Origin of the sequence: Shewanella cutis (assembly GCF_022410515.1) — a bacterium.
In the GTDB taxonomy this organism is placed as follows: domain Bacteria; phylum Pseudomonadota; class Gammaproteobacteria; order Enterobacterales; family Shewanellaceae; genus Shewanella; species Shewanella cutis.
This window is the reverse complement of sequence record NZ_JACSDI010000014.1, coordinates 46,724-69,212: the sequence shown is the minus strand read 5'-3', so window position 1 is coordinate 69,212 and position 22,489 is coordinate 46,724. Positions and strand designations below refer to the sequence as shown.

The following is a 22,489-nucleotide window of genomic DNA, read 5'->3' as shown; positions in this document are numbered from 1 at the left end:
TTCAATAAGTTGATTTTTTATTGCGTGAGATCAGTACTAAACATAGCCCCACGCCAAGTATTAATAACAGTAAAGGTCCAATCCATAGGGCAAAGGTGGAGGTTTTAAATTCTGGCTGGTAACGGATTTTCTCGCCGTAGCGTTGCACCATAAAATCGATCACTTCATCCCGTTTTAAGCCTTGTTCTAGCAGCGAAAAAATTTGTCCTTTGAGCTCATGGGCAATAGGCGCCTGCGACTCAAATAAGGTTTGGTTGGTTGCCATTGGGCAACGCAGTTCTTTACTGATCGCTATTGCCTGTTGTTGATAGGATGCGCCCATATTGGGGCCTTCCTGTGCGGTGGCGAGGAAGGTTGCGCCTCCAAAGCAGAGGGCAAGCGACAACAACCAAAACAATAAACACAAATAGGGTGAGCGAAAGAGTGGATTCATTGGGTTACTGCCTCCCTTGCAGATGATGAGCTTGTACTGAGCTGTTCTGATTCTTCGACGCGGCGAGCTTGTCTTATAGGCCACGCGGCTATGGCGCCGCCGAGCATCATGAAAAGTGCCCCCAGCCAAATCCATGTGGCCAATGGTTTGTAGCTAATGCGGATCAGGTATTCTGTGTCGCTGAGTTGCAATCCCATGGAGACATAGATATCCCGCCAAAAACCGTGGTCGATCCCCGCATGGGACATTTCCATCGCGTTGCTTTTAAAGGTTTGTCGTTGTGGCCTGACATAACCGAGGATCACTTCATCATTCGCGCCATCGCGGATACTGATGTTGGCTTGGATTGCCGTAAAGCTATTGGTTTCGACATTCTCAGTGCTTTCATACACTAAGATATAACCCGCTAACGGCTTACCTTGGCCTGGGCCCATTCTGAGGAGTGCTTCTTCTTCAAAATTGGACACCGCAGAGGCACCGATAATGGTGATGGCCACCCCGAGGTGGGCGAGCATCATGCCGATAAAGCGTTGTTTTGAGGTGCGGGATTTTACGGGCACCTTGGCAGTGATTTGGTTTGCGCTGGTGCGTTTGCGAACGCCAAGACTCACTAACAGCGTCAGTAATAGGCACACGATAAGCCATAAGGCTGCCGCCGTGCCAAGCAGTAAGAATAAGTTGCTACCGGATGCCGCCTGTAGACTTACCCAAAAGCCGATAGCCAATACGCCAAAGCCGAGCAGCAATATCGGAACAGCTTGAGCCTTGGAGGTATTTTGCCATTCGACCAGAGGGGCAATCCCCATCAGCAACACGACCAAAAAAGTCAGTGGTACAAATATGGCGTTGAAGTACGGCGCACCGACTGAAAGTGTACCTAGGTTGAGGAGTTCATAAATCAGTGGATAAAAAGTACCAAGCAACACCGAAAAGGCGGCAACCACTAAAATCACTATCCCGAGCAGTAATAGTGTTTCCTTACTGAGCAGATCAAAGTCGATTTCACGCCTTAATAGATTGGCCTTGAGCGCAAAAATTAATAATGCAGCGCCAACAAAAATCACCAACAAACTGAGAATAGACATACCACGGGTTGGATCTGCGGCAAAGGCATGCACCGATTGCACTATGCCGGAACGCACTAAAAAGCTGCCCAACAAGCTGAGGGAAAATGCCAATAAACATAAAAACAGGGTGGTGAGGGTAAACCCTTGGGTCTTTCGGGTGAGCACTAAGGAATGCACCAAAGCTGTTGCAACCAGCCAAGGAATAAAAGAGGCGTTTTCAACGGGATCCCAAAACCACCAACCACCCCAACCCAGTTCGTTGTAGGCCCACCAAGAGCCAAAGGCATTACCACCTGTGAGGAAAATCCACGCCAGTAACACCCAAGGCCGAAGGTAATCGAGGTGGCGAGCAGGTAACTTGCCGCCAATAAGTGATGCCAGCGCTGCGGCAAAGCAAACCGTTAGCCCGACATAACCCAAAAACAGCATAGGTGGATGCAGTATTAAGCCAATGTCCTGCAATATGGGGTTAAGGTCACGCCCTTCGACAGGAATGTTAGGTAACAAGCGGGCAAAGGGATTGGAAGTAAAGAGTAAAAACAAATTAAAGCCGAGGATCACTAAGGCCAAAATAGCCAGTACCCGACCAAAGTAAGCCTTATCTGCTTGTAAGTTTTCCAGATCGAGTTTCGCGCTATGGGTTGCTTGGCGCCAATTAATCACCGCACCCCATAGGGCAATGGCAAATACCCAAAACAGCATTGAGCCTTCATGGCTGCCCCACACCGCAGCGACTTTATAACCGAGGGCGAGTTGGCTGTTGGAATGATTGGCAACATAGGCGACTGAAAAGTCATCGGCAATAAAGCTAAAAACTAAGCTGCATAACGCGGTTAATAAGGTGAAAAACAGCGCGTAAAATAATCTATTACCAAAGGCGATTAAGTAAAGGTTGCGCTGGTAGCTACCAATTAAATGACTTGCCGCCGACAATAATGCAAACACAGTACTCATGATCAGCAATATGTGCCCGATTTCTGGAATCATATTTATCATTGATATTTCCTGCATAGCATTAGTTTACGATTTACATTAATACTGAGATTAATGATGGATTAATTTTTTTACTGTTAATCTGTGCTGACTTATTTATTGTCGCGTTGGATAAACTGGATGTTGGTAGTTAGCTACTCAACGATTCGCTCGCAGGGTAACTGAGTTTTTGAGGGCAGAATGTGATCTGTCTCGGCATTAAAATGGTCATTTATGACTTTGGTTGTTTTTGAAAAATTAAACCTGTTTTTAGGTTTTTTTAGATCTAAAAAAACAGATTTAAAATCTAAAAAACCACTAAATTAAAATTGTTAAGATGATGATTTTAGTTGTTTTTTATGTTTTTAGCTCTATTGATTTCTGAATCAAAATTTAATGTGCTCTAGCGCAGATTTTTTGGTTTTTCTCTCATTCATCATGCAGTCACTGGTCAATTGTTTATGTCGTTCAGTGAACAGTTAGGTTCAGTGGAAAATATAAAACTAATGATAAATTAGGAGTGAATGATGAAGCGATGGAAAACCAAAACAGCCTTAGGCGTGCTGTTTTGTTTAGGTTCTGCCGTAAGCGCTACCACAATCGCATCCGATGCTAAATCGGATGGTAAAGTGGTCCCTGGACATGGGAATAAGCAGCAATCTTCTTATACCCAAGGTATTTTAGCTAACCCTGACACCACATTAGAAACTCGTGGCGTGAGAACGCTGCAAGATTATATTGTTGCGGAGCAAGAATTGTTTGATTTTCTTTTCGAAAATCACCCAGTTTTTAAATATGATGCAGCAGGTCGTTTAAAGGGTACTTATAAAGTTAGTGACCGTGGTGAGGAATATTTAAAAGAAGGTACGAGTACTGTTTACAGTAAGTACAACAAAGAAGTTAACCCTAACGATGGCACCGCGGTAACTTATAGCAAGTATACCGATGGAACGCGCCCTATGGCGCTGCAATATCGTTTAGGTGAAAAATCAATTCTGGATTTCCCGAATAAGTTTGTTGGCCCTGAAAAATGCGGTGAGTGTCATGCTCCTGAGTACGAGAAATGGAAACGTTCACGTCACTCTAAGACAATTCGCTTCCCAGGCGAGCATCCAGAAGTCGATAACGACCTGAAAAAAACCATGTATGGCACTAAGGATACTTCTATCCTGCCAACCGGTATCACGCCAGACGCAATTTACGCCACAGTAGGTACACCACGTACCAAATATGGTTTTATCGATGCTTATCTGGTGCGCGGTACTTACCACGTTAAAGACGGTCTATTAAAAGACGGTACAGGTACTATGGTCGCTGGTGGTAACCAATTCTCCCGCGGTTGGGCTGAGTGGTTAACCCCTGAAATGGCTGCAAAAATTAATAAAGCTATTCCATCTTTCCCAACAAAGATGGAAGACTTTGGCGCGAGTGGTTCACACCAATGGGGTATGAGCTCATACGGTGCTAAGTACGAGAAGGAATTCCTATTCCAACCTGCTAGCTCCTATTGCGAAATGTGTCACACCTTTAAGTTTGACTTCCAAAATAAAGATGAATTCTTCGCTGCTTTAGGTAATCCGAAAGAGCTGCAAAAACATACGATTTCTAAAGGTATTACCTGTGAAGAGTGTCACGGCGCGGGTGGTCACTTAGATGGCGGTATCGGTGGTGGCATGCCTTCGAACTGTTCTCGTTGTCACCAACGTTTTAACTTCGCTGAAGAATTGGCCGAAACGCCACAAGCGAAAGAGAAACTGGAATACGCTTTCAACGTGAAGATGAAGTCTTCTTGCCCATCTTGTGGTACTGAAGGTTCGCAAATGTTTGCCTCTGCTCACTATGACAAAGGTATGCGTTGTTCAACCTGTCACGATCCACACGAAGTGACTGATGGTGATTGGAAATCTGGTATCACTAAGCCAAAAATCATCAAAGAATGTACTGACTGTCACAAAGCACAGGCTGAGATTGCTAAGAACACCAATACTCACAGCAACCAAACCTGTCAAAGCTGTCACATGCCAAACATGGGAAGCTGTGAAAACTTCACTGCAATCCAATTCCCAGATATGGCGGGCTTCGACAACGTTCGTAAGTCACACATGTGGAAGATTGATGTCGATCCACTGCGCAAGACCCTTAACCCTCCTGCAGGTAAGTCTCGTGATGCGACCACCAAAGGTTGGACTGTGGCTAAAGACGAAAATGGCTACAACTACCTCGACCTGATGTGGACTTGTGCCCGTACTTCGGCTTCAGACCATGACGTTACTGAAAACAAAGGTTGTCATAGCCAATTCCAATCAGAACTCGAAGTGGGCTTACATTTCGAAGACCAAATGGAAATCTACGGCGAAGTGCAGAAGTGGCAAAAACCAGTGAAAGATCTGTTTGGCCAAGTACAACAAGGTTTACAACGTATCGACAAGTTACTGGAAGTAACTCAGTTACCTGTTGATAAGAAAACCGAAGTACTGATGTTGACTGACAAAGCACAAGACGTTGTTAAGTTAGTTGAAGCTGACGGTTCATGGGGTGTCCATGGTCCACGTTATACCCAAAAACGTTTAGACGCAGCGTTAACTTACGTCCAGCAAGCTCAAGCTATCATCGATGCTAACGGCTACAGCGCAAAAATGTAGTTAGACCTTGCACCTTGTTGGCTTGCTGCGCTAGCAGCTAACAGGGGGTAAATAAAGTCCCGGTACCCTAGGGTACCGGGAACTTAAGAGACTGATTATGAATAAATACATTCGCCAAATCTTAACTCAATTAGCACTTGTTACGACATTAGGGGTTCCTGCATTACCAGCTGTTGCTGGGGGGGGATCTGAAATGTCAGAAGTGCCTTATCAAGAGATTCAACTTAACCCTATCTCCATGCGTGAAGCCGAAACCTTGGTAGGTAAAGAAGGCGTTTATTTTTTCGACGTAAACACGCTTGAAATTTGGGCAGAAGGTTTTATCCCAGGAGCGGTTTTTTTCAATGTGCACAATTGGAGAGATTTACTTCCAAAAAATAAAGATGCGGTGATGGTGTTCTATTGCGCTAACCCTATGTGCACCATGAGTAATTTGGCTGCGAGGGAGGTCATGAAATTAGGTTACACCGGTGTGCGCCATATGGCTGATGGCATTTATGGCTGGCGGATGTCAGGAAGAAAAACAGAAAAACCATAGTAATCAAATAAATACTTAAATCTGTTATGGGCAAAATCCATACATTTTCGGCTAAAGCACTCAGCCCAAGGGCTAAATTGTAGAGAACATAAAATGAAAAAATCTATGCCAACTTCTTTTATCCCAAAAACCATCACAGTGGCGACCTGCGCCGCATTATTTGTCTCAATGGCCACCTTTGCGGCTGATCTTAAAACTGATGACGATAAAGCGTCTTACAGCATGGGTGCTTCAGTCGGTAAGCACATTTCTAGCCAAATTTATACTCAGGTTGAACTGGGTGCAAAAGTGGATGTGGAACTGGTGGTTGCAGGCTTTGTCGATTCACTCAAAGCGAAATCAGAACTCAATGATGAAGAGATTTTAACCGCCTTAAATCAACGCGTTGAACAGCTCAATGCCGCGAGAAAAGCCAACGCTGAAAAATTAGCGGCTGAAAACAGTAAGGCAGGTGAAGCATTTTTAGCGGCGAATAAAAAGAAGTCTGGCGTCAAAGTGACTGATTCAGGTCTGCAATATGAAGTGCTGGTCGCTGGCGAAGGCAAAAAGCCTAATCCTGAGGATGTGGTGACCGTTGAATACGTGGGTAAATTTGTCGATGGCACTGAGTTCGAAAACACCGTCGGCCGTGAAGAGCCAACACGTTTCGCTTTAATGACAGTGATCCCAGGTTGGGAAGAAGGCTTAAAGCTGATGCCGATGGGCTCAAAATACCGTTTTGTCATTCCCGCAAACTTAGCTTATGGCAATGAATTTGTGGGCGAAATTCCGCCGCAATCAACCTTGATATTTGAAATTGAGCTGAAAAACATCGAAAAGCCAAGTGAGAAGAAAGAAGCCCGCATGATGGGCATGATGCCCGCTCACTAAGGTTTGAGACTAGGTTTGAGCGCGGGCTAAGCACTCAGTGCTGAAGGTTCATTAATCAGCTTTGAAAGGCGAGCAAAGAGGTTAGGCATGGCAAGTTTAGGGTTCACCATCGCACTCTTATTAAGCGGATTCGTTGCTTGGATTTTCTGGCAACACGCACGCTTAAATCAGCTGCAAACCGTGGCGAGACTGCCCCTGGTCTCCCATTGGCTGCCAGTGCTGTGCAGTGGTGTATTACTTGCCATGACGCTCGCTATCTACAGCCAAACAGGACGTTATAGCGATTGGGACCAGGGCAAGCTCGATGAACATATTGACTACTTAGTCGCTGCCGATATCACCAAAGCCCTACGTCAGGTGGATGCTGAACCCAAAAATCCATTGGCATTGATGTCACTCGCCCAGGCATATAGCGCGGGTGGCAAGTATGGCGATGCAGTGCAGACGCTAGATAAGGTGTTAGCACTTACGCCGGAAGATGCTGAGGTGTTGGGGGCAAAGGCTAATGCAATGTATTACCGCGACCGCCGGCAAATGACCCCAGAAACCTTAGAGGTGATAGCCAAGGCGTTGGTTCTCTCGCCCTATGAACCTCAAACCAAGATGTTACTGGCGACCGATGCCTACCTGCATACGCGTTATCAAGAGGCAATCGATCATTGGCAGTCATTGTTGACTCAACCCAGCGGCCGTGTAAATCGCGATGCCATCAATAACGCGATACAAAAAGCACAAATAAAATTGAATGAAAGTGGATATTAATCAAGTCGCTAGCCATTTTCAGGCATGTAGGAACGATAACGATATAAATAAAAACGTCGGTATAAAACCGATAGATGGAGGATGTTGTGAGTGAAAATATAGAGAGACGGAGGTTCCTTAAAAGCGCTGGCATGTGCTCTTTGATTTTAACACCTTTAGCGGGTTGTTCGGTCAAAGAAGATGCTGACAGCGCCCATAAGCCCCATTACGTCATGGTGTTTGACCAAAATAAATGTGTCGGTTGTGGCGATTGTAAGACCGCCTGTAACCAAGCAAACAACTTACCCGCAGGTGTTTCTCGAGTGATCCTTGAGCAACAAAGTGGTCGTGTTGAAGGTCAAGCCTGCCCTCACTGCGGCAAGATGGTTTGTGACTGTGAACGTAAGTTTGTGCGGGTTTCCTGCCAGCAGTGCAAAAACGCCCCCTGTGTCACTGTATGTCCAACGGGCGCGGCGCACCGCGACGCGAAAACGGGCATCGTGACTATGGATGCAAGCAAATGCGCTGGCTGTAAGTACTGTATCGGTGCCTGCCCATACAATGCGCGTTTGATTAACAGCAACACCGATGTGGCTGACAACTGTGACTTCTGCCTGCACAGCAAGTTATCTAAGGGTGAATTACCTGCCTGTGTGCAGAGCTGTAAGTATGATGCACTGATCTTTGGTGATGCCAACGATCCTCAGTCCTATGTCAGTAAGTTATTGGCGGTAAAAGACTCTGTGCGCATTAAGCCACAGTTTGGTACTGAGCCGAGCTTACGTTACATACCAATCGTCAAACTGGGAGTGTAAATATGGATACCAGTATGGAATTTACCCTCGGACTCTCCCAAGGCGTTGCTTGGCCTTGGCCGATTGCAGTGTATTTGTTTTTCGCGGGGATTTCGGGTGGGGCGTTAACTATTGCGCTGGCACTGCGTTTTTACCTAGGTCAGGTGGAAAATACTGCTTTCTTAAAAGCGGCGACCCTGCTGTCCTTTGTCACCATTAGCTTAGGGATGTTATGTCTGGTGCTCGACTTGACTAACCCCTTATTCTTCTGGCGAATCTTGGTGTTCTATAACTTAAATTCTGTGATGTCGATTGGTGTTATTGCGCTGTCGGTGTATATCCCGTTAGTCGCAGTAGTCGCTCTTTTAGCCCTCGAAAAAGAGCTGATGGCCATCCCACAATTGAAGTTCTTAGCGCCGATTATTGCCAAGTTAAAAGGCTTTAGACGCCCAATGGAAGCGCTCGCGTTAGTGCTGGCGTTATCTGTGTGTGCTTACACTGGCTTCTTGATTTCTGCGCTGATCCGCTTCCCGCTGATCAACACCTCGGTACTCCCTGCGCTATTTATTGCCTCGGGTCTATCTGCGGGTGGGGCTTCAGCCAAAATGCTGGCGGTGTGGTTATTTAAAGAACCCTTGCACAGCGGCGAAATGAAGATTCTGCACGGCGCTGAGTGGCCAATTATGTTCGCCGAAGCCATGTTTATCTTCATGATCGCGACAGCGTTATTAACGGGTAATGCGGGTGGTCAATTTGCCTTTGCCGCCTTCCATGAAGGTGTGTGGGCAAGCGTATTCTGGATTGGTGTCGTGGGTATCGGCTTTGCCGCGCCACTGCTACTCAACTTTGCGACGGGTAAACATTTTAGCCATTCGGCCAAAGCGTTTTATATGTCGGGAATGTGTGCGGTAGTAGGGATGATGTGTCTACGACTCTTTATCCTGTTAGCGGGCCAAAATTACGCGATTTAGTAATGCAATAAGGCCATAGGCCTTTGATGAACCATTTTTTATCAACCCTCGTCACAAGAGGTCTGTCCCTGCAAGGTGCCTTGGCGAGGTGTTGATATTTTTCAAAGGATTAGCAGTATGAAAAAGTTCTTTGGGTTGTTATTACTCCTTCCTTTGTTACTGGGATGCAATAAGAGTGAAGCCACCGATCACCAACATAAGGCCGAAATGATCCACGAGCATGATCGTTGCCACCTGTGCGGCATGGTGATCACCAAATACCCAGGACCAAAGGGACAAGTACACCTTAAGGCTGAGAAGATGGTGCCAAAGTTTTGTTCTAGCCGCGATATGTTTAACTTTGCATTACAGCCTGAAAATAAAAGACAAATTGATTACATGATGGTGCATGACGCCGCCGCGACTGACTGGGATCAGCCAGACGATGGTGCCTTTATCGATGCCGCTAGCGCTTTTTATGTTTATGGCACCAGTAAGAAAGCCGTGATGGGGCCAGCAGTGGCACCTTTTAGTACCAAAGCTGCCGCCGAAGCCTTTGCGAAGGAATACGGTGGACGCGTATTAACCTTTGACGATATCACCCTCGAATTGCTAGCTGGCGATAAGTAGGCGATTGATCATGCTGCGTTTATTGCTCCTTTGTTGGCTCTGTGGCGTATCCTTTATCGGGATGGCGCAGGAGTTAAGGGTTAAAGATACAGCTTCTTTGACCCAAGCATTGGTGCAGGCGCAGGACGGTGACACCTTAGTACTCGACACCGCGGTGTATGAGGGCAATTTCAGTGTCACCCGCTCTATTCATATTAAGGGCGAAGCGGGTGCGACCCTCGATGCCCAGCGCCAAGGTAGCGCCTTAACTATTACCGCAGCCAAGGTGATTGTTGAAGGGCTTAATATCCGCCATTGGGGACGGGATCTTTACTATCACGATGCAGGCATTTTATTGCTGCCTGGGGCTGACGAGGTGCTAATCAAGGGCAATCGTTTCGTCGGTGATGGCTTTGGGATTTATGGCGAACAACTCGCATCGCCCCGCATTATTGAAAATAGCATCAGCGGCAATGGTGCCATCTATGTCTTGGACAGGGGCGACGGGATTTTCCTTAAGCATGTGACCGCGCCCGATGTGCAACAAAATCATATTATCTTTGTCCGCGATGGGGTATATCTCGAATCAGTGACGGACAGCAAAATTCATCATAATCAATTTGCTAAGCTGCAGTACGGCATCCACTACATGTATACCCGAGGGGATGAAGCTTCGCAAAATCAAGCTATCAACGTCGATGGCGGTTATGCCCTGATGAGTTCAAAGCAAATCTATCTGCATCATAATCGCGTTAGCCAAGCGCGGGACTTTGGCATTCTGCTCAATATCACCAACGATTCCCATATTCAGGCGAATATCGCCACTGAAGTGCACCATCCCCAAGGTTCAGTGGAGCTTGGTAACGAAGGCAAGGGCATTTTTATCTACGCCGCGCAGAATAATCGTATTGAAGATAATGAATTTAGTCAGAGTGATACTGGGATCAGCATGGCCATGGGCGGCGAAGCCAATCGCCTTTGGCACAATCGTATTTTAGCCAACCAGACCCAAGTGAAATACGTCGGCGAAGCGCAACTGGAATGGAGTTATCAGGGACAGGGCAATTACTGGTCTGAATACCGCGGCTGGGATACAAATGGCGACGGTGTGGGGGATATCGCCCACAGACCTAACGACAGTTTAGATAAGCTATTTTGGCTCTATCCCGAGGCAAAATTATTGATGGAAAGCCCAGTGGTATTGCTGTTACGTTGGGTTGAGCGGCAGTTTCAGCCAACCAGTATCAGCGGTGTGAGTGATAGTTTCCCCTTAATGCGACTGACCACAGAGGGAGATGGAATATGAGCCATTTTACCAACAACGCCATCAATCCACAGGCGCTGACATTAATGACAAACCAAGCTAACGCCCAAGGGCAAGTGGCTGTTAAGGCTGTGGGATTGAGCAAGCGATATGCTGAGTTTGAAGCGGTAAAAAATCTTAATTTTGAAGTGTTTACAGGCCAAACCTTGGCGCTGCTTGGCCATAATGGTGCCGGTAAATCTACCCTGATCAAAATGATCTTAGGCTTGGTATCCCCAAGCGCGGGACAGTTGTTTGTGCAGGGACAAGAGGTGCAAGCCAAACGGGTAAATGCGAGTTTGTCTTTAGGCTATTTACCTGAAAATGTAAGCTTTTATGACAATATGACTGCGCATGAACTCTTAAGCTACTTTGCCAAACTTAAGGGTGTCCCCCCTGTGCGAGTCAGCCTTTTACTCGAAGAGTTTGGCCTGATGGCGGCTAGGGATAAACGGTTGCGCACCTTTTCGAAGGGGATGCGCCAACGTTTAGGCTTGGCGCAGGCGGTGCTGGCCGATCCCAAGGTGTTGCTGCTGGATGAACCGACAGTCGGGCTTGACCCCCTCGCATCAGCCTTTTTATACCAAAAAATGGCACAACTTAAGGCGCAGGGCTGTGCAATTATTATCAGTACCCACGAGTTAGGTTTAGTGCAAGATCAAATGGATAGTGCGCTGATTTTAGGCCAAGGTCAGATGCTTGCCTCGGGGGATTTGCACAGTCTAAGGGCTGCCACCTCGCTGCCAAGCCTGATTGAGTTGCACCACGTCACGCCGCTGCAATATCAACAGTTGTTAAGCCAAGCCTTATTCGCATCACTGTTAGACCCCTCAGTCGCAGACCGAGTGTGCTTAAGGGTGCCAGATGCGCTAAAAGCCAAGGTGATACAACAATTACAGGGCTTCAAGATCCATGAGTTTTCCGTGGTGCCGCCAAGTTTGCAGGATATTTTCCATTTTTATATGGCAAGTCTTTATCCCCATGGCATGCCCAGTAGTGCCGCCTTTGGTAGTGCAAAAAACGTTAAATCGGAGTTAGTGGCATGAGTCAAATCCGTCACCTCGAACAGCCGTCCAGTTTAGCGAGTTACCGTCCGCCCATGGCGTTGACACTCATTCAAGTCGTTGCGGTAAAAGAATTTAAAGACAACCTGCGTAACCGCTGGTTATGGCTTATGGCGGGCATGCTGTTGATTTTGTCCCTGTGCGTGAGCTTTATGGGCAGTGCTGTGTCGGGCAGTTTAGTGGTATCTGAGAGCGCGCAAATCTTCTCGGGTTTAGTCACGCTCGCGGTGTTTATTTTGCCATTGGGCGCCATTTTACTCAGCTACGATAGCTTTGTCGGCGAGCGGGAGTCGGGCACCTTGCTGTTGTTGCTCACCTATCCCTTGGCACGTTGGCATTTGGTTTGTGGCAAATTACTCGGCCATGCCTATGTGATCGCCACTGCCTGTTTATTGGGATTTGGCTTAACGGCGATGTTGTTAGTTGCGCTTGGGGAAGCGCATACAAGACTGGCCCTAGTGACTGGCTTTATCCATCTGATTGGCAGTGGGATTTTACTGTCATTAGTATTTGTCTTGTTAGGTTACTGCGTGAGTCTGTGTGTGCGGGAAAAAGCCAAAGCCCTTGGAGTGCTACTGTTACTCTGGTTTGTATTGGTATTGGTTTATGATTTAGTGCTCTTAACCGCCCTCGTCAGCATGGCGGAAGTGCTTAGTCGTCACTTGTTTAACCTATTGATTTTAATCAATCCGACCGATCTTTTCCGAGCATTAAATCTGCTAGCAAACCCTGCAGAGACCCTGTCGGCTAAGAGTAGCCTTGTCCTCATCGCTCAATCGGGGATGGGCATCCCTTTAATGTACGGTTTGTTTGTCGGCTGGTTAGCGGTTTTATTACTGATTTGTTGTTTTATTTTTAATCGGCAAGAGGTGTAATTACTGGATATAAGTTTGAATATTGTTCAGTAAAACAATAAGTAAACTGAGTATAGAGTCACAGTATTTTATGTTGTTAAAAGGTAAAATCAGTCATCTTGATTTGGTAGCCACAAATCACGGTTGCTCTCGGGTGAAACTGAGTTTCACTGTGTTTGCCCGTTGTTAGCGCAATCATAGTCTATTGTTTTGGCTTAGTTTTGGGCGCTTAACATGCATAAAATTACTTCATACCTAATGCTAGATGAACAGGCCAAGCAGCTTGTTGACCATGTTCATGGAACCGAGATCGGTCTGACCTTTTCAGAAACCGCCGTACTCGTGCTGTTGCTGTCATCGCCGAATGCCATTTTTACCAAGGAAGAATTACTGCAAGTGGGCTGGCCTGATCGTGTGGTCGCTCCAACCTCCTTGACTCAGTGCATCAGTACATTACGAAAAAAATTAGAGCCTTATACCGAGGTTCAACTCAAGACTGTGGCGCGCCGCGGTTATCAATTGCATGTTTCTGAACAATCCCATGTGAAAATGTTGGCGATTAACGATGCCGATGCCATCCGCGATGCCATTGTGGGTGTATCGGTTTGGACTAAGGTCGCGGGCATCATTATGCTGGGTTTACTCCTAACCTTCGTTTGGTACTGGAGTGATCACCATGCTGTGGTTAAGCATGTTGCGAAATGGAATGCCGATAAGTATATCAGCCTTAATATTGGCGGAACGTTAGGCACGGCGCAGGTGCTGTATATTGATGACGAAGAACACTTGCACCCCTCGTGGTGGCAAAAACATTTAGCACCAGAAGGTAATCATATCAATGGATTACCTTATTTTAGTGCTTTTGCGTCTACGGATGGTCAAAACTATTCAATTGCGGTTTGTCCCGCGTTAGATGCTAAGGATTGTACTGGCAAAGGCATTATCAATATCACCTCGATTGATGCTAAACCCGCGGGCCTAAGCATGGCGGAATTTATTCCGCTTAGTAAAAAGATGGAAGAGCGCATTCGTTATAACCGTGTGGTCTTGCCTGTTGATGATAAAGGGGTGGGGGAACTGCTGGAACATAACTATCACGCCGATATCTATTTTCCGGTGGCGGGTGAGTTATTGGTTCGCACAGATCTCAGCATGTCGCTGGTGTACGAGGGGCAAAGTCGAGGCAAGTTTTATTCCACCTCATGCATTACCGATCAGGACTGTTTAACCACACCGATTAAGTACACGATTCGCGGCGATTTTGAGCAATATCAAACCCAAATAGGTGACCTTAATGTGGATGTTTTCCATGTCAAAGTGTCGCAAAAAGAGCTGACCAAACCCGATGAGGTAAGCCATTCGGCCATGCAGTTTTATCGTGCGATTCGTAAGCACGATATTCGCGATGAAGATCTGTTCTACTACCGGGTTTATCAAAATAAGGACACTGCAGTCTGGATCGTCCCGCAAATGGGGCAACTGCTGGCGTGGACGCAATACACACAAGTCAAACTCTAGTCCCTACCTTACTCAAACAGCCGATAGTCATCGGCTGTTTTGCTTTTAGGAGTGTATTAAAGACTTTGCATTAACTTTCCACCATAAAGCGTGACTTTCTTTTACATCTTGGCTTATCGCCAGTTACACTGCTTCGCCTATGCTCAGTCACGACCGAGCATTTCATAAGCCAAAATACAAGAATAACAACGGAAGGAGTCTCTTATGTCGGACCGCCTGATCCCCGCCTTATTACTGTCGACGACAGTGCTAACGGGACTCTCTGCCTGTGGTGACACCACCAAGGATACCGTCGCAACTGTGAGCGGCAATGTCGCTTCAACCCAAACCAGCACTGGCCAAAATGCCGAACAAGCCAGCGCCATGCCCATTGGCATTAACCTCGCAGCCATGTCGCCCAAGGTCAAACCCGGTGATGACTTTTATACCTACGCCAATGGCGAATGGATGAAAACCACAGAGATCCCTGCGGATCGCTCAAGCACGGGGGCGTTTTTAGTGGCTTTCCAAGAGACGGAAAAACACAAGACCAGCCTGATTGCTGAGTTAGTTAAGGCCGAACACGCCGCTGGCAGCGATGATGCGCGCATTGCCGATTTCTACAAGGCGTACACTAACACTGCGGCAATCGATGCGGCGGGCATGAAGCCAATGGCGGCCGACTTAGCCCGCTATCAAGCCATTATGGATAAACAGGGCTTATCGGCAGCGCTTGGTGCCAATCTGCGCGCTGATGTGGACCCACTCAATGCCACTGATTTTTTCACCGAAAACCTCTTAGGTATTTTCGTCACCCAAGGTTTAGCAACCCCAGGTGAAGTATTACCTTACTTTCTCCAAGGCGGTTTAGGATTACCCGAGCGCGAATATTATCTGTCGGACGATCCTAAAATGGTGGAATTACGCAGCGCTTACCGCGCCTATATCGAAACCCTGTTAACGGATGCCGGAATTAGCGATGCCGCTGCCCGTGCCGAGCGCATTTTTGCCCTTGAACACAAGATCGCTGCCGCCCACGCTAGCCGTGAAGACAGTGAAGATTTCACTAAGGCATCAGGTGTCTGGAGCCGCGCCGACTTTGACGCTAAAGCCCCAGGTATCGACTGGAGCGCCTTTTTAGCCGCCGCGCAGCTGGATAAGCAAGGCAAATTTGCCGCCTATCATGCCAGTGCCATTACCAACCTCTCGGCGCTGGTGGCCTCTGAGCCGCTGGATGCGTGGAAAGACTGGCTGGTGTTCCACCATATCAACAGCCATGCGGATGTGTTGCCGTCCAATATTGATAATGCATCGTTTGCCTTTAACGGCACTAAACTGTCGGGCACGCCACAGCAACGCAGCCGTGATAAGCGGGCATTAAGTGCATTGGATGAGTATTTAGGGGATGCCGTGGGCCGCGCCTACACCGAGCACTATTTCCCTGCCTCGGCCAAGGCCGAAGTCAGCGCTATGGTCGACAATATCGTGACAGCCTTTGGCAAGCGCGTCGAAAAACTCGAGTGGATGGACCCTTCCACCAAGCAGGAAGCCTTAGCTAAGGTCGCGACCATCACCGTTGGCGTGGGCTACCCCGATAAGTGGCGTAATTACGATGCCTATGCCGTATCGCCAACCAATGCCTACGCCAATGCCATCAATGGTGAGAAGGTGGAATATGCCCATCAACTCGCCAAAATCGGCAAACCTATGGATAAGGGTGAATGGTGGATGACGCCGCAAGTCGTCAACGCAGTAAACTTGCCAGTGCAAAACGCGCTTAACTTCCCCGCGGGGATTTTACAGCCGCCATTCTTCGATGCGAAGGCCGATGCCGCCTATAACTATGGCGCGATTGGCGCCGTGATTGGCCATGAGATCAGCCATAGCTTCGATAATAATGGCGCCGCCTTCGATTCGACGGGCGCTATGCGTAACTGGTGGACGCCGGCGGACTTTGCCCAGTTTGCTAAACAAGGCGAGGCACTGGCGAAGCAATTTGATGCCTACGCGCCATTCCCCGATCTGCATGTCAACGGCAATCTGACCTTAGGTGAAAACATTGCCGACGTAGCGGGCTTAGCGGCTGCACTCGATGCCTACCATGCCTCGCTTAACGGTAAACCTGCACCGGTTATCGATGGCTTTACTGGCGATCAACGCTTCTTTATCGGCTTCGCGCAAACTTGGGCAACCAAGATGCGTGACGAAGCCCTGCGTGCCCGCGTGGCGACCGATGGTCATGCCCCTGGCATGTACCGCGCGCTAACGGTGCGTAACTTAGATGCGTGGTACACAGCATTCGATGTGAAGCCCGGCGATAAGCTGTACTTAGCACCAGAGGAACGGGTAAAAATCTGGTAAGCCTAATGCGCTAAACGAAAGGGGAACATTATGTTCCCCTTATTTATTGAATGATTCATCCGGAAGCCGATTTTGTCGATGGATTAAGTCCTGTAAGATAGCGGTTTAGCATTTTCATTGCGATTAAGGGATGAGGCATGAGTGTAGAAAACCGCTATTTTTACGAGCCGAGCAAAGGACATGGACTGGCGCACGATCCATTAAATGCCATTGTCGCTCCAAGACCCATAGGTTGGATTTCATCTCGCAATGCACAGGGGCAACGTAATCTCGCGCCCTATAGTTTTTTCAATTGTTTCAACTACAAACCACCTATCATCGGCTTTGCCAGCACAGGCTGGAAGGACAGTGTTGCCAATATTGTCGACACCGGCGAATTTGTCTGGAACCTCACCACCCGCAGCCTTGCCGAGAAAATGAATCAAACTTCCGCCATGTTACCCCGTGGGGAGGACGAGTTTGCCTTTGCTGGACTCACCCCAAAATCGGGCACAATAGTCAAAGCCGAGCTGGTGGCCGAAAGCCCAGTGAACTTTGAATGTAAGCTTTCTCAATGCATTCAATTAACTGCCGCCAATGGTGACAAGATTGATACTTGGTTAGTGTTAGGTGAAGTGGTCGCTGTACATATCGCCAAGCATTTACTCGATAGTGACGGCGTGTATCAAACCGCCCTCGCCGAACCCGTGCTGCGGGCTGGCGGCCCATCGGCCTACTATGGGATCTCGGAAGCGTTACGGTTTGATTTACATAGACCACAAGTTTAGGGGGTGCTCAGCCGCCGCAGGGCTGGGTGTTTAACCCTGCGTTGGTTTATGGTTGTGGTGTTAAAGGTTTATACATTAGTAATTAAAAGCTAAATCAACGTCGTGGGGCTTCACCCCACACCCGACCAAGAGGGGATCAACAACAATTCCCTCTTGGATCTCCCTTGCCGTCCCTAGCGAAGTTACATGCATTGATTAGTGGCTTCGTGCTTATTCGAAAATAGCTAACGCTTCCGATGGGGCGTCCCTTCCCCCCGAAAGCTACGCAGACGTCCTGTCTGCGTCACGCGATTTTCTTCAGCGCCCTTCAGCAACTTCGCAGGGAGGTGAACTTCTGTAGACTCGGTGTATTGTTTATTCCCAAAGGGTTATGCAAATCCTATTTTTTTTCTGTTAGATCCTCTTGCCCCATCCAATCCAGAGGGGATGCCAACTCGACAAAGTCTTTATATTCATCCATACCGATATCTTCGAACTGATTTCTAATATAGAGAAAATTAGCCCACAAAAGAGCAGAGGCTTGGAATGGGTTAATACCTTTAGAGTTCAATTTATGATGTTCTTCGATAAGAGCCTTGCAAGTTTTCTCTAAATCTGTGTCCACTCTTTTCGGACGTTGTTGTGTCTCATTTAGAAACGCAAAGGTAGAACGCATTGTTTTGGAACCAAAGTGAGAAGAGAAAATTTCTTTCAGATATTTAAGTAACTCAAAACAATATGAGCCTGATGTGTAAGGTATGCTCATCGGGTTATAATATGGACCGTATGTAAACTGACGATCCGCATATTGCTGTGGGTCGAAGTTCATTTCAATAAGGCGGTTATGGGAACTTGTTGGTATGTAACTTTCTATCCACTCAGCTAAATAGATAGTTTTTGTACTATCACCTTTCTGGATAACTCGTTCAAACTTGCCATTTACGATTTCTTCAAAAAGTTCATTGTCCTTTTCTTTAATACAAAGCAAAGTCGACAACATCAATATATCGAGCTTGGAACCTCTGGGCATATTTGAAATAGTCGCCAGTATTCTATCGGTGATTTGAATGGCAGTACGCGCAGAGACCTTAAAGGCCTCAAGAACAATTGATATATTTTTAAGTGTTATTTTAGCATCACTATTTGGAGGGAATACTTCAATGTTGACTCTCTTTAAATAATCCTCTGAAAGCTTGTTGGCATCGCTGTGTACGTCTAAAAAATTTTCTAAATTAGGTGACTTGAGGCTATAACGACTATTGAAGAAGCGCCCGAGGTAAATTTTAGCGTCAAAACCCTCGCCATATACCGCTTTAACGGCATGCTGCAGCTGCTCAGTGTCAGTTGCAATCACAAATACAACCCCATCAATATCAAAAATATGTTTAATGGTTTCTAGCATTTCAACAGCATAGCTAGGCCTACAGCGGTCTAATTCGTCAATAAAAATGAAAGCGGGATAGCCATTTTTTTTATGGCCTACAACAGCTCCAACCCATTCAGATACACTTTTTTTTAGGCTATCAATCGCTTTGGATTTTGCATCATGTTCATCAATAAGATACTTAACTGCTTCTGAAGCAGCAAAGCTCATATCAATAGGGTTGCCATTTTTATCTAATAGATCTTGGCCATCTTCCCCCTTGATGTGACCGATATTTTCATTGTCGTCATCTGCATTCATAATTTCGACAGGATCAATGCCGACATATCGCTTAAATAATCCTCGACCAATACCGGGGGCCGCTGCCTTTAATAAGCCGATCAACGTACGAGGAGCTTTGAATACTGGAGAATTTTTATCTTTTCCTGCTTGCTTTCTTAATTGGTCAATGATGGATGAAATAACTGTCATTAAAGGGTCATCTGAGTAGTCCTTTTTCCATGCATCTACATATACGACAGGATAATGCTCTTTTAGGTCTTCGGACCAGCGCTTGAGAAAGTAAGTTTTGCCTGCTCCCCACTCAGCATTGAGATTAAGCACATAATTCCGTTTTTTGTCATCATCAGTTCTCTGGTCATCATAACCTTGAGATGCTAGCAGTTTAGTTAGAAAAGTAGCGTACTTTTCTCTTCCTAGCTTATCTTCTGGAAAGAATTCATCATCAATAATTTTTCCTTGAGACCAATCCAAGATAACTTGCTTAACCATTTAATTATCCGAACGTTATTATTTAATAAGTTCGGAGTTTATGACTATTTATGACAGGCTGCAAAATATATTTTTGACAGTTGATTGATACATCTTTGATGTTAAGTTTCCCGCATGTATAAAAAAGCAACTTATCAAGACATCCATCAAACTTATCAATACACCCATTGTTAAATCTCATTTATCAGTAATGATTGGACTGGCAGAATCTGTTTGAGTAAAAAAGATCGGGCTGGCATAACTCTTTTTTGCTTTTAAATCAGAGTCAGAGTCAAAGTCAAAGTCAAAGTCAAAGTCAAAGTCGTGGGGCTTCACCCCTAATTTTTAATCAAGAGTCGACCAAGAGGGGGCAACAGCAATTCCCTCTGGCCTCTTTGTGAGCAAGAGCCTTACTAAACAATGTCTATATCTAACTGCCAGTACATTATCCATAACTCTCGTTCATAACGCTGCTTTACAGCACTCTCCTAGCAAATTTACATGCTTTAGTGACTGAATTTAATATAAAAAACTACCTTAATGGTGGTTTTTTAACGAGTGCTTGATTAGTATTAACTCACTTTTATCTATTCAGTAACAGAGACCCCTATGGCAAAACATATCAGCTTTGGCACGCCAGTTAACGATGCCGAGCGTTGGGCATTTAGTTTACTTGCCGAAGAGCTTCCCGATGACTATTTGCTACTAACCAATGTCGAAATCCCAACGCAATCGGGACAGGCGATGGAAGTGGATGCCCTAGTTGTAGGGGAATGGGGAGTATATGTTGTTGATGTTAAAGGTTACATGGGAAGACTGAATGCAGGACTACATGCGTGGTTACTCGATGGTCGTGATGTGGATAACAGCCTAGCTAAGGCCAATTATGTTGCCCGTGTACTCGCAGGTAAGCTCAAGCACAAAATCCCCGTGGGTGTTTATGCTCCTTGGTGCCAAGGCATGGTATTTGTTACTGGACGCAAAGGAGAGGAAATTGAGCTTGAGAAGGATGAAGGCACACTGAGTATTTACACGCCTAAGCAGATCATCGCCGCGTTAACCAAGGAATGGGGCTTAACGGCTCCACACAAGCATCCGGTAACGGAAAAGCAAAAGGAAATAGTGCTCAACACCATAGGTCAAGTGGCATTGGTGGAGCAACGCAATAATAAGATCCAAGATTTTATTAAGCTAAAATGCTTGTTTTTACAGCAAGGACTGGAGGTATGGCAGGCCGAATATCAACCTGGCGGTTGGACTGCACCTTGGTTACTGAAGATTTTATTACCCATTCAGTTCGACCACAGTGAAGAGGCTGCGGTGCATGAGCAGCGTTTACGGGATGAATTTCAACGTATGCAGGCACTATCAGGGTGCAGTGGCGTCCCCTACTGCGCACCGCTGATCCAAGACGGCGAACAATTAGTGCTGCCTATTCGCATGCCGCGTGGCTTGCCGATGAATATGCTCTCGCTCACCGAATTAACAACCTATCAATTACTTGAAATACTTCGCCGCTCTGTTTCGAGCCTACAGCAAATACATCGCCGCGGTTATACCGTTGGAGGGTGGGCGGAAAACTGCGTATTTATCTCTGAGGAGGGTGACGTTGAGTTTATTGATATTAAAGACTCTATTTCAACCTCGGCGGATATTCAGCAGTACGCGAGTCGTTTTCTTGCCCTCGCGGAACAAACGCGCCAACCACGCATTTACCAATGGTATCGACAGGCAATAGCAGGAGGCACCAATGATTTGGATGCACTGCGCAGCGATCTCAGTGCCATTATCGACATTGGCGTGTGTGATACGTTACCTCAAGCTATTGTTATCAAAGAGGGAGCAGTCATTGATCACCATTACCGCCTCGAACGCCTGATCACCGAATCCACCCATAGTCAATTGTGGCAGGCATTACACCTTCAGGGACAATATGCATGCGGATTATCAATTTATCATCAGGTCGATGCCGATTGGCCAATGCTAAGTAACCTCTATCGCAGTTTATCGAAGATATATCATCCCCATATTGAAAAGGTGTTAGCTTTTGGCCAATTGCCCGAAAGCGAAGCGCTATTTATCGCTCGAGCATGGGAGCAAGGCGACGCCATTGATACTGTGTCAAATATTGAAATAGGGCAACCGCGACAATGGTTTACTCAGTTATTGTCCGCGCTGCAATATTTGCATCGCCTTGATATTTTTCATGGTGCCATCTGCCCCAAAAACATCATTTGCCATGCTGACAAAGCGGTATTAGTGAACTTTGGGGTCGGACTCGATATTGCGGCAAGCTATTATGCGGCCCAATATGCCGATCCAACCCTATGGTCATTTGAAGGTCAGGCCGAGCGGGATCTTTTTGGGCTTGTCGCCAGTTTTATTGATGCGTTGACCCCAGCCTCCTTGAAAGGGGATATGGGGCAAAAAGGCATGATTAATGCGTTACATTCTTTTGATAAACAATGGTTTGGAGAGGAATTGTTTGATGCTTGTCACCAAGTGCTCTCCTTTGAATTCCCCTTAGATCCCAAACGCAGTTATGCCGAACAGTTTGGAATTATTGGCTAACGTTTTGTTTGGCGCTTAAGGGCGACTAGGCTGCGCAGGTAAACCGAGTTTAAGCTTTTAGTGCTAATCGTGGGGTTGGGGGGAATTTTTAGCTTTTAAATCAGAGTCAAAATCAAAGTCGTGGGGGTCTCCCCCTGATTTTTTATAAAGAGATGACCAAAGGAGGACTGCTCGTCCTATCCTCCTTGCCTATTGTTTTCACATCAGCCAAGACGCCCCTAACGGAGTTGAAAACACCTTGGGCATCAGCGTTCTTATGCTATCGCGTCAGATGCTCGTCTCTGATTCGACCTACGCTATCTCGGTATCCATGCCTCGCTCACGCAACGAACGCTAATGCCCT

17 protein-coding genes are annotated in these 22,489 nt (G+C 46.6%); 14 read left to right on the top strand and 3 right to left on the bottom strand.

Annotated elements, in window-relative coordinates:
- Position 1: 1 nt before the first annotated feature.
- Together H9J30_RS16195 and nrfE are read right to left on the bottom strand one after the other, a co-directional pair.
- Positions 2-433, bottom strand: a complete 432-nt coding sequence (locus H9J30_RS16195; protein ID WP_240131932.1) for a cytochrome c-type biogenesis protein — start codon at positions 431-433, stop codon at positions 2-4.
- Positions 430-2,496 carry a heme lyase NrfEFG subunit NrfE gene (gene nrfE, locus H9J30_RS16190; protein WP_240131931.1) on the bottom strand — a complete coding sequence of 689 codons (2,067 nt, stop codon included), beginning with the start codon at positions 2,494-2,496 and terminating at the stop codon, positions 430-432. The genes H9J30_RS16195 and nrfE overlap by 4 nt, the downstream gene beginning before the upstream one ends.
- Before the next feature lie 503 nt (positions 2,497-2,999).
- On the opposite strand from nrfE, the gene sirA reads away from it, so the two are divergent.
- The 13 genes from sirA to H9J30_RS16125 all read left to right on the top strand — a co-directional run bounded on the left by sirA (position 3,000) and on the right by H9J30_RS16125 (position 17,462).
- Positions 3,000-5,114: a multiheme c-type cytochrome gene (sirA, locus tag H9J30_RS16185; RefSeq protein WP_240131960.1), complete on the top strand. Its 2,115-nt coding sequence runs from the start codon at positions 3,000-3,002 to the stop codon at positions 5,112-5,114.
- A 97-nt stretch (positions 5,115-5,211) separates the two neighbouring features.
- Positions 5,212-5,652, top strand: coding sequence for a rhodanese-like domain-containing protein (locus tag H9J30_RS16180; RefSeq protein ID WP_240131929.1), 441 nt, complete (start codon positions 5,212-5,214; stop codon positions 5,650-5,652).
- A 93-nt stretch (positions 5,653-5,745) separates the two neighbouring features.
- Positions 5,746-6,522, top strand: coding sequence for an FKBP-type peptidyl-prolyl cis-trans isomerase (locus H9J30_RS16175; protein ID WP_240131928.1), 777 nt, complete (start codon positions 5,746-5,748; stop codon positions 6,520-6,522).
- Between the two features lie 87 nt (positions 6,523-6,609).
- Positions 6,610-7,284 carry a tetratricopeptide repeat protein gene (locus H9J30_RS16170; protein ID WP_240131927.1) on the top strand — a complete coding sequence of 225 codons (675 nt, stop codon included), beginning with the start codon at positions 6,610-6,612 and terminating at the stop codon, positions 7,282-7,284.
- A gap of 86 nt (positions 7,285-7,370) precedes the next feature.
- Entirely contained in the window at positions 7,371-8,078 is a 708-nt protein-coding gene (locus H9J30_RS16165) for a 4Fe-4S dicluster domain-containing protein (protein WP_240131925.1), read from the top strand.
- A gap of 2 nt (positions 8,079-8,080) precedes the next feature.
- On the top strand, positions 8,081-9,028 hold the full coding sequence (gene nrfD / locus H9J30_RS16160) for an NrfD/PsrC family molybdoenzyme membrane anchor subunit (protein WP_047537518.1): 948 nt from the start codon (positions 8,081-8,083) through the stop codon (positions 9,026-9,028).
- Between the two features lie 117 nt (positions 9,029-9,145).
- Entirely contained in the window at positions 9,146-9,637 is a 492-nt protein-coding gene (locus H9J30_RS16155) for a nitrous oxide reductase accessory protein NosL (RefSeq protein ID WP_011070835.1), read from the top strand.
- 10 nt (positions 9,638-9,647) lie between these two features.
- Positions 9,648-10,922, top strand: a complete 1,275-nt coding sequence (gene nosD / locus H9J30_RS16150) for a nitrous oxide reductase family maturation protein NosD (protein WP_240131923.1) — start codon at positions 9,648-9,650, stop codon at positions 10,920-10,922.
- Complete coding sequence (locus H9J30_RS16145) at positions 10,919-11,965, top strand: ABC transporter ATP-binding protein (RefSeq protein ID WP_240131922.1); 1,047 nt, start codon at positions 10,919-10,921, stop codon at positions 11,963-11,965. Before nosD ends, H9J30_RS16145 begins: the two co-directional genes overlap by 4 nt.
- The gene (locus H9J30_RS16140; RefSeq protein ID WP_240131921.1) at positions 11,962-12,858 is read left to right on the top strand and encodes an ABC transporter permease; all 897 of its coding nucleotides are present in this window, start codon (positions 11,962-11,964) and stop codon (positions 12,856-12,858) included. The genes H9J30_RS16145 and H9J30_RS16140 overlap by 4 nt, the downstream gene beginning before the upstream one ends.
- 213 nt (positions 12,859-13,071) lie before the next feature.
- Positions 13,072-14,355 carry a winged helix-turn-helix domain-containing protein gene (locus H9J30_RS16135; RefSeq protein ID WP_240131920.1) on the top strand — a complete coding sequence of 428 codons (1,284 nt, stop codon included), beginning with the start codon at positions 13,072-13,074 and terminating at the stop codon, positions 14,353-14,355.
- A gap of 204 nt (positions 14,356-14,559) precedes the next feature.
- Positions 14,560-16,695 carry a M13 family metallopeptidase gene (locus H9J30_RS16130; protein WP_240131919.1) on the top strand — a complete coding sequence of 712 codons (2,136 nt, stop codon included), beginning with the start codon at positions 14,560-14,562 and terminating at the stop codon, positions 16,693-16,695.
- A 137-nt stretch (positions 16,696-16,832) separates the two neighbouring features.
- Positions 16,833-17,462 carry a flavin reductase family protein gene (locus tag H9J30_RS16125; RefSeq protein WP_240131917.1) on the top strand — a complete coding sequence of 210 codons (630 nt, stop codon included), beginning with the start codon at positions 16,833-16,835 and terminating at the stop codon, positions 17,460-17,462.
- 379 nt (positions 17,463-17,841) lie between these two features.
- Here the strand turns inward: H9J30_RS16125 and H9J30_RS16120 are convergent, their stop codons facing one another.
- Positions 17,842-19,596, bottom strand: a complete 1,755-nt coding sequence (locus H9J30_RS16120; RefSeq protein WP_240131916.1) for a KAP family P-loop NTPase fold protein — start codon at positions 19,594-19,596, stop codon at positions 17,842-17,844.
- Positions 19,597-20,184: 588 nt separating this feature from the next.
- On the opposite strand from H9J30_RS16120, the gene H9J30_RS16115 reads away from it, so the two are divergent.
- The gene (locus H9J30_RS16115) at positions 20,185-22,146 is read left to right on the top strand and encodes an NERD domain-containing protein kinase family protein (protein WP_240131915.1); all 1,962 of its coding nucleotides are present in this window, start codon (positions 20,185-20,187) and stop codon (positions 22,144-22,146) included.
- Positions 22,147-22,489 lie beyond the last annotated feature (343 nt).

Excerpts from the sequence above, each read along its gene's own strand:
- H9J30_RS16195 (WP_240131932.1), bottom strand. The coding sequence starts at position 433 with ATGAATCCACTCTTTCGCTCACCCTATTTGTGTTTATTGTTTTGGTTG.
- nrfE (WP_240131931.1), bottom strand. The coding sequence starts at position 2,496 with ATGATAAATATGATTCCAGAAATCGGGCACATATTGCTGATCATGAGT.
- sirA (WP_240131960.1), top strand. The coding sequence starts at position 3,000 with ATGAAGCGATGGAAAACCAAAACAGCCTTAGGCGTGCTGTTTTGTTTA.
- H9J30_RS16180 (WP_240131929.1), top strand. The coding sequence starts at position 5,212 with ATGAATAAATACATTCGCCAAATCTTAACTCAATTAGCACTTGTTACG.
- H9J30_RS16175 (WP_240131928.1), top strand. The coding sequence starts at position 5,746 with ATGAAAAAATCTATGCCAACTTCTTTTATCCCAAAAACCATCACAGTG.
- H9J30_RS16170 (WP_240131927.1), top strand. The coding sequence starts at position 6,610 with ATGGCAAGTTTAGGGTTCACCATCGCACTCTTATTAAGCGGATTCGTT.
- nrfD (WP_047537518.1), top strand. The coding sequence starts at position 8,081 with ATGGATACCAGTATGGAATTTACCCTCGGACTCTCCCAAGGCGTTGCT.
- H9J30_RS16155 (WP_011070835.1), top strand. The coding sequence starts at position 9,146 with ATGAAAAAGTTCTTTGGGTTGTTATTACTCCTTCCTTTGTTACTGGGA.
- nosD (WP_240131923.1), top strand. The coding sequence starts at position 9,648 with ATGCTGCGTTTATTGCTCCTTTGTTGGCTCTGTGGCGTATCCTTTATC.
- H9J30_RS16145 (WP_240131922.1), top strand. The coding sequence starts at position 10,919 with ATGAGCCATTTTACCAACAACGCCATCAATCCACAGGCGCTGACATTA.
- H9J30_RS16140 (WP_240131921.1), top strand. The coding sequence starts at position 11,962 with ATGAGTCAAATCCGTCACCTCGAACAGCCGTCCAGTTTAGCGAGTTAC.
- H9J30_RS16135 (WP_240131920.1), top strand. The coding sequence starts at position 13,072 with ATGCATAAAATTACTTCATACCTAATGCTAGATGAACAGGCCAAGCAG.
- H9J30_RS16130 (WP_240131919.1), top strand. The coding sequence starts at position 14,560 with ATGTCGGACCGCCTGATCCCCGCCTTATTACTGTCGACGACAGTGCTA.
- H9J30_RS16125 (WP_240131917.1), top strand. The coding sequence starts at position 16,833 with ATGAGTGTAGAAAACCGCTATTTTTACGAGCCGAGCAAAGGACATGGA.
- H9J30_RS16120 (WP_240131916.1), bottom strand. The coding sequence starts at position 19,596 with ATGGTTAAGCAAGTTATCTTGGATTGGTCTCAAGGAAAAATTATTGAT.
- H9J30_RS16115 (WP_240131915.1), top strand. The coding sequence starts at position 20,185 with ATGGCAAAACATATCAGCTTTGGCACGCCAGTTAACGATGCCGAGCGT.